12 protein-coding genes are annotated in these 17516 nt (G+C 33.0%); 9 read left to right on the forward strand and 3 right to left on the reverse strand.

The window, feature by feature from the left end; translation table 11 throughout:
• Positions 1-72: 72 nt before the first annotated feature.
• Complete coding sequence (locus tag ACZ76X_RS21975) at positions 73-1386, reverse strand: ArnT family glycosyltransferase (protein ID WP_479851678.1); 1314 nt, start codon at positions 1384-1386, stop codon at positions 73-75.
• A gap of 298 nt (positions 1387-1684) precedes the next feature.
• Between ACZ76X_RS21975 and ACZ76X_RS21980 the strand changes: the two genes are divergently transcribed.
• The 3 genes from ACZ76X_RS21980 (at position 1685) to ACZ76X_RS21990 (ending at position 3505) form a co-directional block, all read left to right on the forward strand.
• Positions 1685-2197 (forward strand): acyl-CoA thioesterase, encoded by a 513-nt coding sequence (locus tag ACZ76X_RS21980; RefSeq protein ID WP_000412126.1) that lies wholly within the window; start codon positions 1685-1687, stop codon positions 2195-2197.
• A 216-nt stretch (positions 2198-2413) separates the two neighbouring features.
• Positions 2414-3142, forward strand: coding sequence for a glycosyltransferase family 2 protein (locus tag ACZ76X_RS21985; protein WP_098668567.1), 729 nt, complete (start codon positions 2414-2416; stop codon positions 3140-3142).
• A 6-nt stretch (positions 3143-3148) separates the two neighbouring features.
• A complete protein-coding gene (locus ACZ76X_RS21990; RefSeq protein ID WP_098668566.1) occupies positions 3149-3505 on the forward strand; it encodes a DUF2304 domain-containing protein in 357 nt (118 codons plus the stop codon).
• Between the two features lie 75 nt (positions 3506-3580).
• Here the strand turns inward: ACZ76X_RS21990 and ACZ76X_RS21995 are convergent, their stop codons facing one another.
• Positions 3581-4858: a glycosyltransferase family 39 protein gene (locus ACZ76X_RS21995; RefSeq protein WP_479851679.1), complete on the reverse strand. Its 1278-nt coding sequence runs from the start codon at positions 4856-4858 to the stop codon at positions 3581-3583.
• 225 nt (positions 4859-5083) lie between these two features.
• Between ACZ76X_RS21995 and ACZ76X_RS22000 the strand changes: the two genes are divergently transcribed.
• The 5 genes from ACZ76X_RS22000 to ACZ76X_RS22020 all read left to right on the forward strand — a co-directional run bounded on the left by ACZ76X_RS22000 (position 5084) and on the right by ACZ76X_RS22020 (position 13303).
• Entirely contained in the window at positions 5084-6064 is a 981-nt protein-coding gene (locus ACZ76X_RS22000) for a glycosyltransferase family 2 protein (protein WP_479851680.1), read from the forward strand.
• 96 nt (positions 6065-6160) lie between these two features.
• A complete protein-coding gene (locus tag ACZ76X_RS22005) occupies positions 6161-7582 on the forward strand; it encodes an oligosaccharide flippase family protein (protein WP_098668564.1) in 1422 nt (473 codons plus the stop codon).
• Positions 7583-7891: 309 nt separating this feature from the next.
• A complete protein-coding gene (locus ACZ76X_RS22010; protein ID WP_479851681.1) occupies positions 7892-10558 on the forward strand; it encodes a YfhO family protein in 2667 nt (888 codons plus the stop codon).
• A gap of 96 nt (positions 10559-10654) precedes the next feature.
• Positions 10655-11593 carry a glycosyltransferase family 2 protein gene (locus ACZ76X_RS22015; RefSeq protein WP_479851682.1) on the forward strand — a complete coding sequence of 313 codons (939 nt, stop codon included), beginning with the start codon at positions 10655-10657 and terminating at the stop codon, positions 11591-11593.
• 156 nt (positions 11594-11749) lie between these two features.
• A complete protein-coding gene (locus ACZ76X_RS22020) occupies positions 11750-13303 on the forward strand; it encodes an ABC-F family ATP-binding cassette domain-containing protein (protein ID WP_479851683.1) in 1554 nt (517 codons plus the stop codon).
• A gap of 53 nt (positions 13304-13356) precedes the next feature.
• Here the strand turns inward: ACZ76X_RS22020 and ACZ76X_RS22025 are convergent, their stop codons facing one another.
• Entirely contained in the window at positions 13357-14232 is an 876-nt protein-coding gene (locus ACZ76X_RS22025) for a TetR/AcrR family transcriptional regulator (RefSeq protein ID WP_479851684.1), read from the reverse strand.
• A gap of 142 nt (positions 14233-14374) precedes the next feature.
• Between ACZ76X_RS22025 and ACZ76X_RS22030 the strand changes: the two genes are divergently transcribed.
• Positions 14375-17497, forward strand: coding sequence for an efflux RND transporter permease subunit (locus tag ACZ76X_RS22030; RefSeq protein ID WP_479851685.1), 3123 nt, complete (start codon positions 14375-14377; stop codon positions 17495-17497).
• The last annotated feature ends 19 nt before the right edge of the window (positions 17498-17516 follow it).

Consider the following 17516-nt stretch of genomic DNA (forward strand, 5'->3'; position numbering starts at 1 on the left):
AGATATTTTATCCCTGCTGACTCTTAGCTTTCATCTTCTATCCATAAAAAAAGAATCCAAACTGGATTCTTTTTATTTTCTGAAAAATATTTTTTGACAATACACATAACTCATATAAACACCAAAGCTCTGCAAAATAAACAATGCTGGCATAATTACATTGTAATATGCCATATCTACTTGGAAGAGCTTTAACAATACGTAGCCACTAGTTAAAAATAAGAACAACATATATCCCTCATTTTGTTGTTTCTTAATAAGGAAGTGCAATAGAGCTATAGTCATAAACAATGTTACGGCTATATATATCAGTTTTTCACATTTAAAAAGAATAGAATTTATTCCCTCATCTGAAAACTGATTTATCATCGGTTCTAAAAGTTTAAATCTTTCTCCCTCAATCTCTTTTAACTTTTGATCAATATGCTCTGTTACACTTTGATTTTTCGATACTCTTTCCTCATGTTGCGTTTTTCCAATTAAGACAGATTGAACATACGTCTCATTCGTAATCGTATATTGTGACAGTCCCATTGTCTTAATTCCATAATTCACACTAAAATGAGCACTATAAAATAGAATAAGTATCCCTATCATCTTTAGTAACACTTTTTGTTTCGTTGCTGATTGAAACACTTCAATTAATAATACATATATCGTGATAAAAATAGGAAGAAATAATCCCATTGGGAAAATCATATTACTAAATGCAAATAAAATCGCTGAAAACACCCACATATAAGGATGATCTAATCCTTTATATAAAAGTATGTAGCAAGCAAAATAAAATAAAAATATTGCAAGTGACTCAGGAGTTAATACGGAACTCATGAATATATTTGGAATATACAGAGCATAAAATGTGGAAGCAATACGACCGCATTCTTCTCCAAAAACCATTGCCGCAATACGATAAATAAAAAATACAGTTCCTGCGCAAAATAACACATTAAATAGTTGTAAAGCGAATAATGTATCACCAAATATGCGAATAATTACTGACTCATATATAATAAACGGCAAATGAGTTACAGTCCCTATATTATTACCAATTGCAATCTCCTTTGCAGACTCATACATCACTTTCATATCACCAATTATTGGAGCGTCTACAAATAACAGCATACTAAGCCTCACAACTATAGATATACTTATAAGAAAAATAAGAAATTGTTTGTCTGTAAAACGATATTGTAGAATTGATGCCACTAACAAAATGAGTATGACGAAAATTGCCAATATGATTGTTACACTTGTTGTACTTCCCCCAAAAAATTGCTTACTTGTCTCAAATGCTGTCCAACAACTATAAACAAAAAATGCAAGCATCGCACCAATCGTAATTTTATTGAAGAAAGATGAAAAATTTGTTTGTATATGATTCATATGTCCATTGCACCTCTATTTCCATTCATAACAAAACGATTCTATCATGAATGGGTACACGGCTGATAGGGAATTTCTATGACAAATACATAGTCATTACTTTTTGCTTGCAATGTAAGCGAATCCTCTTTTACACTACATTTTAGATAAAATAAATTTTCTTTCAGTTACATGAATACAAATACAGAAGTTTAAATAATCCTCTTTTGGAATACGCTTTACTTTATTAAATATCTAATATGAGTAATCCACTTACACATATTATTCTGATTGAAAACAGACTATAGGGGCTGAATATATGGAAAAGAAATTCATGCGAGAATCTAAAGCAATTAAAACAACACGTGTTTTTCCTAACGATTTAAATAATCACCAAACACTTTTTGGAGGGAAATTATTAGCAGAAATTGATAGTATTGCTTCAATTGCGGCTGCAAGACATAGTCGTAAACATTGCGTAACAGCATCTATTGATTCAGTTGATTTTTTAACTCCAATTCACCAAGCTGATTCTGTTTGTTATGAAGCATTTGTATGTTATACAGGGAAATCTTCAATGGAAGTTTTCGTAAAAGTAATCGCAGAAAATTTATTAGCAGGCGAGCGTAGAATTGCTGCTACTTGCTTCATTACATTTGTGGCAATAAAAGATGGAAAACCTTCGTCCGTACCACAAGTACTCCCTGAAACTCAGGAAGAACATTGGTTACACACAACCGGTTTAGAACGCGCGGAAAATAGAAAAAAAGGACGTTTAAAAAGTAAAGAGATGGCTGAAGTTTTAACTTTAAGTAAGCCATGGAATATATAATACGATACTCTCACTTCATACATGCACAGGTTTATTTCATCCTTGCATGTATTTTTTTATCGTAAAAAATTCTATCTCTTATCTTTTATTTACTGTTTGCCTCCTAAATAACCCACCAGTTTTTCCTTTATTTTGCTATACTATTAATGGTATATTAGATAAGGTTCGTTTAAAAATAATTATAATATAATTAAGTATATAAGGGATGGTGCGATAATGTCTATTGAGGTACCAATTTCAATACCAAAAACGTTAATTATTATTCCTGCGTATAACGAGGAAGAAGCAATTGCAGATACATTAACAAGATTATTAAAACTAAAACAGCATTTTACAGGATTAAGCATTTGCGTTATTAATGATGGATCACATGATAAAACAGCTCAAATCGTAAATGATTTTCCTGTTCATCTTGTGAACTTACCATATAACCTAGGTATTGGATCAGCTGTACAAACTGGTTATAAATACGCTTATGAGAATGGATATGATATTGCGATTCAGTTCGATGCTGATGGGCAACATAATCCTGATGACTTGTACAAAATTATAAAACCTATTGCTGAAGACCAATGCGATATGGTGCTAGGTTCACGTTTTACAGAGAAAACAGCCTATAAAGGTAGTATTTCCAGAAGAATTGGTATTTTTTATTTTACTGCTCTACTGAAAGTACTAACAAAACAAACCTTTATGGATCCAACTTCTGGGTATCGTGCTATCAATCGAGAAGTAATTAAGATTTTTGCACATAATTATCCAAAAGATTATCCAGAACCAGAAGTCCTTATTCATTTAAAAAAGAAAAAATTACGCATTAATGAAATCTCCGTAAATATGCAAGAGCGCCAAGGGGGACAATCTTCTATTACACCCCTTAAATCTGCATATTACATGATTAAAGTAAGTCTCGCTATATTGATGCAAAAAATTGTGAAAGGTTGATAATAAATGCCTATAATTACCTTTTCATTTATCTTCATTCTATTATTATTTTTATTAATTATTAATTCCATTCGTCGTGGAGCTTTAGAAACTAAATATGCCATTTTATGGATTTTCGTTTGTGTTTCAATGGCAATTTTAAGTTCTACTGAAAAAATTATAAATTGGATTGGACAACTATTACACGTAGAATATCCTCCATCTGTTTTATTCTTATTTGGACTATTATTCTGTTTCATCTTAATTTTTGACTTAACAAGAAAAATTTCTAAATTACATCATCAACTTGTAACGTTAACGCAAGATTATGCGTTATTAAAGCAAAAATTAAAAGTAACGCAACCTGAAACCGATAATGAATAGTTTTCTATTTAAATATGAATATATACAAAAAACATCTTAATTTTTTAAAAAAATTAAGATGTTTTTTATTACAAACTATTTTTTTCTAATTAATAATTTACTAATTTTCATAACCGTTGCCACGGTCCCTACTCCAATTATAATAAATAAGAATGGTATTAACGGTAATGCATATCGTTCATATGCAACATAAAAACATGTTAAAGCTGTTTGCAATAAAAGGATTGACCATAAAAATGTAGTCTCTCTCCACCTTTTTAAAAGACAGATAAACGAAAGTACTGTACATATTAAAAACGTCGTCTTAATAAAATTATATATTTCATTCATATCCTTTGCAGAAACATTGAACACTTCAATATTATGCTCTATAGAATAATACGGTTTTTTCCAAAGAATTTCTGGCTTCAAGACTATATAACTCTCTATCATAGATTCCTTATCAGTTTTCCACCATTCTTTCATTTTATCAATCGCTATTTTTTCTTCTAATTCCATAAATTCATGTGCTTCAAGATTAGGGTACTTTGCATGTAACTCTATTTCAAGTTCCCCCATATCCTTACCTTCTGGGTAGCCTTTCCCTTGATACGTTCCAAGTAATAACGGATTCCCTGCCCCAGCAGTTAGTGGGATAAATTTATCAAATTGAATGTAATTGCGCGCCCACCATGGTCCAAGTACGATAAGCCCTATTCCTATGCTTATAATCGCTTGCTTCATCATAATACGGAATGGGTAGCGTTTCATTAAAAGGTACCCAAATAGTAAGATTGGATATAAGGCAATTTGTACGCGGAGGTACAGTGCTAAAAAGTAGAAAATTAATACTATCAGAAGATGTTTTGTTTTATGAGTATCAGCTAATTTTAAACTCCAATATACTAATCCTAATGAAAGGAATAGAAATGGCCCTTCTGTTAAAGTTAAATTTTCCATAACAATCTCTGGAGGATACACAGCTAATAAGAAAGCACCTATTAATCCTGCAGCAGGATTCAATAAATAAGTACCAATCTTATAAGTTAGCAAAATACTAAGTACCCCTAAGAGGATAATAATTAATTTTGCTACAAAAAGACCTTCACTGCCATTTCCAAAAAAATAAAATACAGCAGCTAATAAGGCTGGAAAACCCGGCATGATATGAATCGTTGGTTTATCTGGTTCATGATACGTTAACATCCCTGTTTCCAATAAAATATTTGCCGTTTTTTGATAACCTATATCATCACTAGCTATAGATAAATCTGCACCATGTGTTTGTAAAGTTGCAAAACGAAGTGCAAAACCGACTATCATAATAATCCCTAAAAGGATTATATTAGATTTGCGAGTAAATCGCCTTAACATCTCATCTTCTCCCTTCAGATACATAATTTTCAAAATATATTTCTATATTTTTACAACACAATATGTTCTATAATAAATACTTTTTATACAAAGTACAACAATAGAAAGTTGATTTACAAAGTTTATATGCGTTAAACTTATACAGATGTTCTTGTAATCTTCTTCCTTTCAAAAGGCTTGTATATATGATGCAAGACATAAAAAACTTGAGGAGATAAAAATTCTATGATGGAACAAAAGCAACTTGTTTCTGTTGTCATACCCCTGTATAACACGGAAAAATATATTGAAGAAACGATGCAGTCAATACTAGATCAAACATATAAAAACATTGAAATTGTAATTGTAGATGATGGGAGTAAAGATCAATCACCTTCTATCGTGAAAAACCTTGCTGAAAAATACCCAGGGCAAGTAAAATACGTTCATCAAAAAAACCAAGGTGTTTCGGTAGCCCGTAATACAGGTATCGAAAATGCTAGCGGAGAATATGTCGCTTTCCTTGATAGTGATGACTTATGGCATCCAACTAAAATTGAGAAGCAAGTCGAAAGTATGCATAAAAACGAGATGGACGCGTGCTATTGTGGTTATATGAATTTCTACGAAGAAACAGGCGAGAAAGTTGAGCATACAACAAACTTCATTAAAGGCGATATGACAAAAGCGTTCTTAACACATCAAGTTGTCGCTCAAACAAGTACTTGGATTTTCAAACGATCTATCGTTATGGATCATAACATTCGTTTTACGCCAGGATGTAGTTGGGGAGAAGATTTGGAGTTTTTATTTAAACTAATGAGTGTGACAAATGTATGCTATGTAGATGAGTATTTAACATATTATCGAATCTTATCAGAAGGAAATCTTTCTTCTAAGTATAAAGATTATGAATTAAAAACAACAAAAGAACTGGAAGTATTCAATCGTATGAAAGACTGGGTACATAATAAATCTCAAGATTTCATTACAAAAGACCCTCAATCACTTGTTGAAATCCTTGAGACTTATTTATTTCCTTATACAGTCATCAATAATGCTTGTATATACATTAAAGAAAACTCTCAATTAGATAAATCACAAGTCAAATTAATTAAAAAAGATATAAAGAAATATTGCCGTAAAATCTATTCAAAAAACGGAAAGCGTAGTAAAAAGCTATATGCAATGCTTTGGTTTGTACGAATTAAATTTTTGTTTTCTTAAACCAAAAATTTAATGCTACTCCCTCTTTCTGTAAACAGATCAAATTACAAATAGGACAAACTAACGAGATCCTAAAGAATAGAAAGGTCTTTTCTCATGAAAACAAATAAAATTTTAAAAAACGCATCCTACCTCTTTGTAGGAAACATTACTGTTCGCTTTGTACTAGCTATTGCAACAATTCTCTTTGCACGATATGTTTCTCCAGAGGATTACGGTATGTTTACAACTGCATTAGCTGTTTCAGCTGTTATTTGTTACTTTACAGATGCAGGTTTAACACATACATTTATGCGTGAAGGAACAAGAAGCGATGCTAATATTAGCGTACTAATAAGTAGTTATTTACGTATTCGTTTAATATTAGCTATCGTAATTTCTGTACTTTTCGCTATTTTTGCCCAGTTCTTCTATCCTGACGCTTACTTACGTGCGATGGTATATTGGGTTGTTCTACCAACGATGTTCGGAGCAACCTTACAAGGTGTTGGTATGGCTTACTTCCAAGTTACAGAGCGCATGCAATTTACAGCTATTATTTCTGTACTACAAGGTGTAACAGCTGCTGCTGCCCTATTATTAGGGATGTCTTTTCAATGGTCACTTATGATGGTTGCTGCCATGTACGGGGTATCTAGTCTTGTAACAGGTGTTATTGCCTTTATAATGACAATACGCTATACGAAAGTCCATAAAGGTTGGGATAAAGGTATTTTAGATCAACTACTTATTTTCACAATCAATGGAATCATCATTATGCTCTTACCACAATTAGGGCCTATTATATTAGAAAAAGTTTCAACATATAAGCAAGTTGGATTCTTTGGTGCTGCATATAAAATACCTGCCGTACTATATCAAATACCTGGAGTAATTGCAGCTGCCTTTTATCCAAGGCTTTTTGCTTTTGGTAATGAGCAAAATATTGAAGAACATAGAAAATTATCAAGCTTTGAACTAAAACTTATGTCTTTTTTAGGAATGGGAATTTCTATCCCCTTTATTGCTGATCCAAGTTTCTGGATTGTTAGTTTATTAGGAGAAAAATATGCTCCCGCCGGAGGCGCTCTTGCTATTCTAGCGTTTATGGTTATTTTACAATCAATTAACTATCCACTAGCTGACAATTTAACAACGATTGGCCAGCAATGGAAACGTGCAACAACAATGACTATTGGATTAGTTGTTGCCATCATAGGTTATATTGTATTAGGTAGTAAATATGGAATGATGGGGGCAGCTGCCGCAGCTATCCTTACCGAAATTACACTATTAATTGGATTTACCCTCTTTATTCGTAAAGGTATGCAATTATTAGTTAAAGGAATTATATTTAATTCCTTAGCCTTTATTATTAGTTACGGTATATACCGAATTGCATTAATCAACTTACCGCCACTAATTGCTTTAACTCTTACTGGTATACTATACGGTATGATTGGAATTGGAATTGATCCTCAAATACGTGGATTCGTTTTAGGGTTTATAAAACAAAAGCTCATTCGCAAACATACTTAAAAGCAAAAAGCTTTTCCTATTTAAAGATGGAAAAGCTTTTTGCTTTTTTTATATACCATCATTTTTCTTCAGTAAAAAAATGCTATATATTCCAGCTCAAATTGACTTACTTTCTGAAAATGCCTTATACTAAATTACATATAAACTATGAACTTCAACACTTGTAAAAATATATATGCTTCAACAAAAATATATATTTTCTCATGTTAAAACTAAAGAACACACCTTTAAAAATTGGTGTGTTTTTATATGCTACCTAAAAACTAGTGGCTACATGTAACGACTTTCAAAGGAGGATTATCAATTTTTATGAGCATAAAGCCGAATAATACATTCTTTTCCAAGAAAACAATGATAATTATGCCAATATTATTATTGTGCGCTTTTGCTTTTCATTATTTCTTTTTAACATCTAACCAAGCCTTTTCTGGTACAGGGGATGCGTTACGTCAATTTGGCTTTTTTACGTTCCTTCTACAACATGCCTTTAAAGATGGCAACCTTTTTTGGTCTTTTGATTATGGTTTAGGTGGAGATTTATTTGGAGAGTTTAGTTATTATTACAGCACATCACCGTTTTTCTGGATTACACTGTTACTACCTAAACTAAGTCTTGAACAAGTATATGATGTGAAATTATACATGAGTATTTTAAAAAACTTTTTAGCTATGTTATTCATGTATGGCTCTTTACGTTATCATAATAAAACAGTATTCTCATCTTTTGTTGCTGCTATTATATATGGTGGCTGCATTACTTTCATGCGTCATTCTTTACTATGGGATTTCATGGCTGATGCCATTGTATTTTTACCATTAGTAATGTGGGGGCTTGATAAATATATTATTGAAAAGAAGCGAGGACTTTTCTTAATTGCTTCTACTTTAATGTTAGCATCAAACTTTTATTTTGCCTTTATCACAAGTATTTTCCTGTTCATTTATGCATTGTTCCAATACTTTGCAACACAGCAAAATAAAACGATTATCTCTTTTCTAACCTATTACATTAGAATCGGCTTACTGTACGGACTATCACTCGGTTTAGCCGCCGTTTGCTTCCTCCCATCAGTTAATGCCGTATTTAGCGCTGATCGACTATCAAAAAAGTTTGAAATACCATTATTATTTGAAGATAAATTTTATAAAGATTTAATGGAAAATATTTTCTTCATGTATAGTGCTGAAAATCATCAATTAGCTTTACCAGCTTTAATTTTATTCTTAATCGTATTTGGAATGTTTATACGTGATAAACTTGTTAAAAACAAAGTATTCTTTACGTTTTTCATGTTTATTCTGTTTATGCTTCCATATACATATTCTGTGTTTAATGGTTTTTCAGCAATGCAATCTAGGTGGTTTTATTTATTTGTATTTGTAATTGCCCAAACAATTGCATACATTCTAGATTGGATGATTATTCATAAGAAAGACTACAAATTACCTTATTTAATAAGTTTATTAGTGTCTATTGGATTATTCATTTATGCATTTTATAGAAAAGCAAATATAAATGTAACTGATAAACCTTTACAAGACGTTGATAACATTTTACTCGGAACTGTCATTTTTTCTGTTATTACAGTATGTCTATGGCGCTATATTTCTAGATCTTTCATACAATTTTTAGTTATATTAAACATACTCGTTAGCACAATTTCTATGAATTATATGTATGCGAATAATATACTTAGTACGGTTTATGGACAGAGCCAGATTTCAACTGAAAAGTTACACGAACCAGGCTATGATAATAAAGAAGAAATTGATGCAATCCGCTACATCCAAGAACATGATAAAGGCTTTTATCGTATTCTTAATCCAGGTAGTGAATATAACGCACCAATGCTACAAGGATATCATGGCGTAAGTACGTATCAAAGTTTAGTTAATTATTATGTCCATGACTTTATGAAAAATAAATACGGCGTATACCAAAACTACGATACACCTTCAATGTTTTATCAAGCTGATAGTCGACTACTACTTGAAAATATGCTAGGTGTAAAATATCGCGTATTAAGCGCTAATACAGATCCAAAGAATATACCTTATGGATATAAACTATTAAAGCAAGTGGGACCATATAATATTTACAAAAATGATTATGCTTTACCGTTAGGATATGTATATGATTCGGCTATAAGTGAAGAGGAGTTTTCTAAATTAAACTTCGCTCAGCGTGATCAATTATTATTACACGCTGTTGTCGTTAATAATACAAAAGAATTTTCATTAAACCATTTTAATAAACAAGACCTTAAATCAAAGGCAATATCTATTAAACAGGAAAAGGCAAAATTCGAAAACATGGAAAAAGAGGGAAATAAATTAATTGTTCATGGTTTTGGAAATATGATCGTACCTATCAATTATCCTAATACGCCTGGTGACCTACTGATAGAATTAAAACTGAAAAATACAGGTACATTCAATGCAACTGTTAATGGAAAAACGCTAGGAAAAGGTGACGATGCTGGCGCATACTCATATCCATTAGAAAGGTTCGTTTATAATTTAGGCACTGATCGCCCAGACAACCTAACTATTTCTATTGATAACGCAGGTGAGTATGAATTAGGGGACTTACAAGCAAATATCGTAAACTATGAAAGTGTACAAAAAGAAACAAAAAAATTAACTGAAAATAAGCTTGAAAATATTTATTATAAAAACAATTATTTAAAAGGGGACATCAATTCAAATAAAGATGGTCTACTATATTTATCGGTTCCATATAGTAAAGGCTGGACTATAAAAGTTGATGGAAAAGAAACAGAATTTACAAAAGCAAATTCTGCCTTTATCGGTGTTCCCATTACAAAAGGTTCACATGTAATCGAAATGACTTACGTTACACCTTACTTCAAATTAGGTATGATTATATCGATCATTTCACTAATTATTTGTGTAGCTTTATTAATTTTCACAAATCCAAACGCACGACGAAAATTCTCTTTTAAAAAGCAATAATAAGCACCTAATTAATCATGAAGCTATCCAATTGGATAGCTTCATATAAAAATGCGTAATATTGTTTTAACCCATTTCAAACAAGGAGTGTCAAAAATGACTCTTTCAATCGTTGTACCATGCTACAATGAAGAAAAGGTGCTTCGTGCCTTTTATTCAGAGACTTCTCTTGAAATTCATAAATTAACTACCGATTATGAATTTGTTTTTGTTAATGATGGTAGTAAAGATGATACATTAAATATTTTACGTGATTTAGCTAGTATAGATTCATCGGTACATTATATATCATTTAGCCGAAACTTCGGAAAAGAGGCTGCAATGTTAGCTGGTTTAAAATATGCTACAGGCGATGCAATTGTTATTATGGATGCTGACTTACAACATCCTCCTACGTTAATAAAAGAACTATTAGAGGGATATAACGAAGGCTACGACCAAGTAATTGCAAAGAGAACAAGAACTGGTGATTCACCTGTTCGCTCTTTCGTCTCTCGTCTTTACTATAAAGTGATGAATAAATTTGTAGATATTGAACTAGTAGACGGCATTGGTGACTTTAGACTTTTAAGCCGAAGAGCAGTTGATTCTTTATTATCTTTAAGTGAATACAATCGATTTTCAAAAGGCTTGTTTTCTTGGATCGGTTATAACGAATTAATCATTGAATATGAAAATGTATTACGTTCAGACGGGGAAAGTAAATGGACGTTTTCAAAGTTATTAAACTACGGAATCGACGGTGTAATTTCATTCAATAATAAACCGTTACGCCTATCTATATACCTTGGATTATTAACAACTATTTTGGGACTTTTATACGTAATCACTACATTCGTTCAAATCATACTTGGTGGTGTAGAAGTTCCCGGTTACTTCACTCTCATTTCCGCTATACTATTTATTGGCGGTATTCAACTCATATTCCTAGGTGTTATTGGTGAATATATCGGTCGTATTTATTATGAAACAAAACGTAGACCACATTTTATTGTAGCTGAAAAGAAAGTTAGCGAAGTGAAACAAAAAGCATAATAAAAAAGTTACTTCTGTAGGTAGAAGTAACTTTTTTATATACTAACATTTACAAACACTTCTTTTGAAAAAATATACATTTTGAAATGATAGCATTATATGAAAGAATTTAGTATCATGATTCAAGGTACTATTTCAAGTTGGACGGAGGATACTATGAGCTTATTAACAGTTGAAAAATTAGGACATACATTTGGCGATCGTACATTATTTAAAGATGTATCTATGCGATTACTAGCAGGTGAGCATGTTGGATTAGTTGGTGCAAACGGTGTTGGTAAATCAACATTCATGAATATCATTACTGGTCAGCTTATTCATGACCAAGGTCGTGTAGAATGGACACCGGGCACACATTACGGTTACTTAGATCAGCATACGGTTTTAACGCCTGGACGTACAATTCGTGACGTACTAGCGGATGCATTTTTACCGCTATTTGAAAAGGAAAAAGCTTTAAATGAAGTTACAGAAAAAATGGGAACTGCTACACCAGAAGAACTAGAAGAACTTCTTGAGCAAATGGCAGAAATACAAGATGCACTTGAGGCGGGCGGTTTCTATTTACTAGATATGAAAATTGAAGAGGCTGCACGTGGTCTTGGAATTGATGCAATTGGTTTAGATCGTGATGTTTCAGCACTAAGTGGTGGACAACGTACAAAGGTATTGCTTGCAAAGCTATTACTTGAACAACCAGAAGTATTATTACTTGATGAACCTACCAACTATTTAGACGTTGAACATATTCATTGGTTAACGAATTATTTAAAAGAATACCCACATGCGTTCCTGTTGATTTCCCATGATACGGAATTTATGAATAAATGTGTTGATGTTATTTTCCATCTAGAATTTACAAAAATGACGCGTTATACAGCAACATATGAAAAATTCCTAGAGCTAGCAGAAATCAATAAAAATCAACATATAAACGCTTATGAAAAACAACGCGAGTTTATCAAAAAGCAAGAGGACTTCATTGCAAAGAATAAAGCTCGTTATTCAACGACAGGTCGTGCAAAGAGTCGTCAAAAACAACTTGATCGTATGGAGCTTATTGATCGCCCGGAAACAGCAATTAAACCGGCATTCTCATTTAAAGAAAGTCGTGCAAGTAGTCGTTTCGTCTTTGAAGGTGAAAATGTAGAAATCGGATATACACATCCGCTACTACCAAAGTTATCAATGACAATCGAACGTGGTGAAAAAATTGCTATTGTTGGATGTAACGGTGTTGGTAAATCCACGTTACTAAAAACAATCTTAGGTAAAATTAAACCTTTAAGCGGTAAAACAAGCCTTGGTGACTTCTTAGAGCCTGCATACTTTGAGCAAGAAGTTAAAGCTGACAATATAACACCAATTGATGATGTATGGAATACATTCCCTGGCCTAGACCAACATCAAATTCGTGCGATGTTAGCAAAATGCGGATTAAAAAATGAACATATTTCTCGTCCATTAAGTCAATTAAGTGGTGGAGAACAAGCAAAAGTTCGTTTATGTAAACTAATGGGTGAAGAAAGTAACTGGCTACTATTTGACGAGCCGACAAACCATCTTGATGTTACAGCAAAAGCGGAACTTAAGAAGGCTATGAAAGCATATAAAGGAACAATCCTCCTTGTATGTCACGAACCGGACTTCTATGAAGATTGGATCACAAAAGTTTGGGATGTTGAAGAGTGGTCTCAAAATAGTAAGTAGTCTTATCTTAAAAAAACTCCTTGTATGGACAAGGAGTTTTTTGCTTGTTTTTATTAAGAACTTTTTATATTGTAATATCCCATAAGTCGCAATTTAAATTCTTTTAATTCCGGATATGTCTCTAAATTTGCTAACATTCCTCTAATGACTGGAATTCTTGGATTAGACAATCTCATCTCCGCCTCTAAAACATCTAATGTAACAAGTAATTCATCATTTTCTAATTGATCTGCTAATGTACGTTTAAATATAATAATTTCTTTTAAAAAATGTTCTTTAACCTGTTCCTTAATAAGTTCTGATTTACAAAGAAACTCCCCAAGCCTTTCTTCATGCAAAACAGGTTTCTCCGCAGATTCTACAAGCCCTCCTACTAAATGATCTACTCTTTTTAAAATAAAAGTTGAGACATACGATAAGTCAATTTCTGGCGCCTGTAAAATAATTAATTCCAAGTATCCGCGGCATATACCTTCTACCATAATTACTAAATCCAATAAATAGGGTATAACCTTTTCACCATAAATGGACAATAAACTATTCCGATAAAATGCATGGGACTCTAACTTCATCCGCATCATAAACTCTTCCACTTCTTTATTAAAAGGAATCGCATTTTCCCTCGCATGCATAATAATAAATTCTTTATGCTTTTGTATATCGTTAAACTGGCAATGCAATTGTTTTGCAAATTTTTCACGTGGTAATAATGATTCTTTATCAATATCCATCATTTTATTTTGAATCTTGTCATAGTAATATCGAAGTGTTGCTAATAAAAGCTCTTCTTTCGATTTAAAGTATAAATAAAAAGCTCCCTTAGATATGCCACTAGCGGTCACAATTTCCTGTACTGATGTCGCATTTACACCCTTAGTCGCAAATAACTTCATAGCCATCTCTATAATTAAACGCTCTTTTTCTTTCATATCATGTCTCTCCTAAATTTAATCTCGCATCTTATTATGAATGTATTATACCATCCCTTTTCATTGACGGCTGACCAATCAGTCAGTTATATTATGTATTAGACTGACCAGTTGGTCAATACAATACAAAGGGAGCGCAAACATGAACAAAATCATTAATTTCTCGTTAAAAAATAAGTTCGCAGTTTGGCTACTAACCATTATCGTTACCATTGCAGGTATTTATTCTGGGCTAAATATGAAGCTGGAAACAATTCCTGATATTACAACACCTGTTGTAACAGTAACCACGGTTTATCCTGGTGCTACACCAGAAGAAGTAGCTGATAAGGTTTCAAAACCGATGGAAGAGCAACTGCAAAATTTAAGTGGTGTAAACGTTGTTAGTTCATCATCTTTTCAAAATGCATCTTCTATTCAAGTAGAATATGATTTTGATAAAAACATGGAAAAGGCTGAAACAGAAATTAAAGAAGCACTCGCAAATGTGAAACTGCCAGAAGGCGTAAAGGATTCGAAAGTTTCACGTTTAAACTTCAATGCCTTTCCTGTTATTTCATTAAGCGTAGCAAGTAAAAATGAATCTTTAGCTACCTTAACTGAAAATGTCGAAAAAAATGTTGTTCCAGGATTAAAAGGACTTGATGGTGTTGCATCTGTTCAAATTTCAGGTCAACAAGTAGATGAAGTACAACTTGTCTTCAAGAAAGATAAGATGAAAGAATTAGGTTTAAGTGAAGATACTGTAAAAAATGTAATTAAAGGATCGGACGTATCTTTACCACTTGGTTTATATACATTTAAAGACACAGAAAAATCAGTTGTTGTAGATGGCAATATTACAACAATGAAAGCATTAAAAGAATTGAAAATCCCAGCTGTTCCTTCCTCACCGAGCGGTCAAGGTAGTCAAAATCCTGGGGCTGGGGCCGGTGCACAAACATCACAAATGAATCCAGCCGCTATGAACGGGATTCCAACAGTTACGTTAGACGAAATTGCTGACATTAAAGAAGTCGGAAAAGCTGAATCTATTTCTCGAACAAATGGAAAAGAAGCAATTGGAATTCAAATCGTAAAAGCTGCTGATGCGAATACAGTTGATGTTGTAAATGCAGTAAAAGATAAAGTAAAAGAGCTTGAGAAAAAATATAAAGACTTAGAGATTATTTCAACATTTGACCAAGGTGCACCTATTGAGAAATCAGTAGAAACAATGCTGAGCAAAGCTATTTTCGGCGCTATCTTTGCGATTGTTATTATTATGCTGTTCCTACGAAATATCCGTACAACATTAATCTCTGTCGTTTCCATACCACTTTCCTTATTAATTGCTGTATTAGTTATAAAGCAAATGGATATTACGCTTAACATTATGACACTCGGAGCAATGACAGTCGCTATCGGGCGCGTTGTGGATGACTCCATTGTTGTTATTGAAAATATTTACCGACGTATGTCATTATCAGAAGAGAAGCTGCGCGGAAAAGATTTAATTCGTGAAGCTACGAAAGAAATGTTTATCCCGATTATGTCTTCTACCATCGTAACAATTGCAGTATTTTTACCACTTGGACTAGTAAAAGGTATGATTGGTGAAATGTTCTTACCATTCGCCTTAACTATCGTCTTTGCTTTATTAGCATCGTTACTAGTGGCAGTTACAATCGTACCAATGCTAGCTCACTCTTTATTTAAAAAAGAGAGCATGAGGGAAAAAGAAGTACATCATGAAGAAAAACCAAGTAAATTAGCAAACATTTATAAACGCATACTTGCATGGGCTTTAAATCATAAAATTATTACATCAAGTATCGCTATCCTTCTATTAGTTGGTAGTCTTGCACTTGTTCCAGTTATCGGTGTAAGTTTCTTACCATCTGAAGAAGAAAAAATGATCATTGCAACGTACAATCCTGAACCAGGTCAAACGTTAGAAGACGTTGAGAAAATTGCAACGAAAGCTGAGAAGCACTTCCAAGATAATAAAGACGTCAAAACAATTCAATTCTCATTAGGTGGCGAAAACCCAATGAGTCCTGGTCAATCAAACCAGGCAATGTTCTTTGTGCAATATGATAACGACACGAAAAACTTCGAAAAAGAGAAGGAACAGGTCGTTAAAGATTTACAGAAGATGTCTGGAAAAGGCGAATGGAAAAACCAAGATTTCGGAGCAAGTGGCGGTAGTAATGAAATTAAACTATACGTGTACGGAGATAGCTCGGAAAACATTAAGCCTGTCGTAAAAGATATTCAAAACATAATGAAGAAAAACAAAGACTTAAAAGATATAGACTCTAGTATTGCAAAAACGTATGCTGAGTACACTTTAGTCGCAGATCAGGAAAAGCTAAGTAAAATGGGTCTAACGGCGGCGCAAATTGGAATGGGACTTTCTAATCAACATGATCGCCCTGTTCTGACAACAATTAAAAAAGACGGTAAAGACGTCAATGTATATGTAGAAGCTGAAAAACAAAATTATGAAACAATCGATGACTTAACAAATCGAAAACTTACAACACCACTCGGTAATGAAGTAGCTGTGAAAGATGTGATGACTGTAAAAGAAGGGGAAACTTCAAATACAGTGAAACACCGCGATGGCCGTGTTTATGCAGAAGTAAGCGCAAAACTAACATCTGATGACGTTTCAAAAGCATCTGCTGCTGTTCAAAAAGAAGTAGATAAAATGGATCTTCCTTCTGGCGTAGATGTTTCTATGGGCGGCGTTACAAAAGATATTGAAGAATCATTTAAGCAACTTGGCTTAGCGATGTTAGCTGCGATTGCCATTGTATACTTCGTTCTTGTCGTTACATTTGGTGGTGCCCTTGCACCATTCGCAATTTTATTCTCGCTACCATTTACAATTATCGGAGCTCTTATTGCCTTATTAATCTCCGGTGAAACATTAAGTGTGTCTGCAATGATTGGTGCGCTTATGTTAATCGGTATCGTTGTAACAAACGCAATCGTACTTATCGACCGCGTTATTCATAAAGAGAATGAAGGTCTATCAACACGTGAAGCTTTATTAGAAGCTGGTGCAACACGCCTTCGTCCGATTTTAATGACTGCAATTGCAACGATTGGGGCCCTTATCCCGCTTGCATTAGGATTTGAAGGTAGCGGCTTAATTTCTAAAGGACTTGGTGTAACCGTAATTGGTGGATTAACAAGTTCAACATTATTAACACTTCTTATTGTTCCAATCGTTTATGAAGTATTAAGCAAATTTAAAAAGAAAAAAGCAAAATAATAAAAAATAACCTCGCAGT

This window comes from Bacillus sp. BC05(2025) (genome assembly GCF_056725905.1).

Excerpts from the sequence above, each read along its gene's own strand:
- ACZ76X_RS22005 (WP_098668564.1), top strand. The coding sequence starts at position 6,161 with ATGAAAACAAATAAAATTTTAAAAAACGCATCCTACCTCTTTGTAGGA.
- ACZ76X_RS22010 (WP_479851681.1), top strand. The coding sequence starts at position 7,892 with ATGAGCATAAAGCCGAATAATACATTCTTTTCCAAGAAAACAATGATA.
- ACZ76X_RS21985 (WP_098668567.1), top strand. The coding sequence starts at position 2,414 with ATGTCTATTGAGGTACCAATTTCAATACCAAAAACGTTAATTATTATT.
- ACZ76X_RS21975 (WP_479851678.1), bottom strand. The coding sequence starts at position 1,386 with ATGAATCATATACAAACAAATTTTTCATCTTTCTTCAATAAAATTACG.
- ACZ76X_RS21990 (WP_098668566.1), top strand. The coding sequence starts at position 3,149 with ATGCCTATAATTACCTTTTCATTTATCTTCATTCTATTATTATTTTTA.
- ACZ76X_RS22025 (WP_479851684.1), bottom strand. The coding sequence starts at position 14,232 with ATGAAAGAAAAAGAGCGTTTAATTATAGAGATGGCTATGAAGTTATTT.
- ACZ76X_RS22000 (WP_479851680.1), top strand. The coding sequence starts at position 5,084 with ATGATGGAACAAAAGCAACTTGTTTCTGTTGTCATACCCCTGTATAAC.
- ACZ76X_RS21980 (WP_000412126.1), top strand. The coding sequence starts at position 1,685 with ATGGAAAAGAAATTCATGCGAGAATCTAAAGCAATTAAAACAACACGT.
- ACZ76X_RS22015 (WP_479851682.1), top strand. The coding sequence starts at position 10,655 with ATGACTCTTTCAATCGTTGTACCATGCTACAATGAAGAAAAGGTGCTT.
- ACZ76X_RS22020 (WP_479851683.1), top strand. The coding sequence starts at position 11,750 with ATGAGCTTATTAACAGTTGAAAAATTAGGACATACATTTGGCGATCGT.
- ACZ76X_RS22030 (WP_479851685.1), top strand. The coding sequence starts at position 14,375 with ATGAACAAAATCATTAATTTCTCGTTAAAAAATAAGTTCGCAGTTTGG.
- ACZ76X_RS21995 (WP_479851679.1), bottom strand. The coding sequence starts at position 4,858 with ATGTTAAGGCGATTTACTCGCAAATCTAATATAATCCTTTTAGGGATT.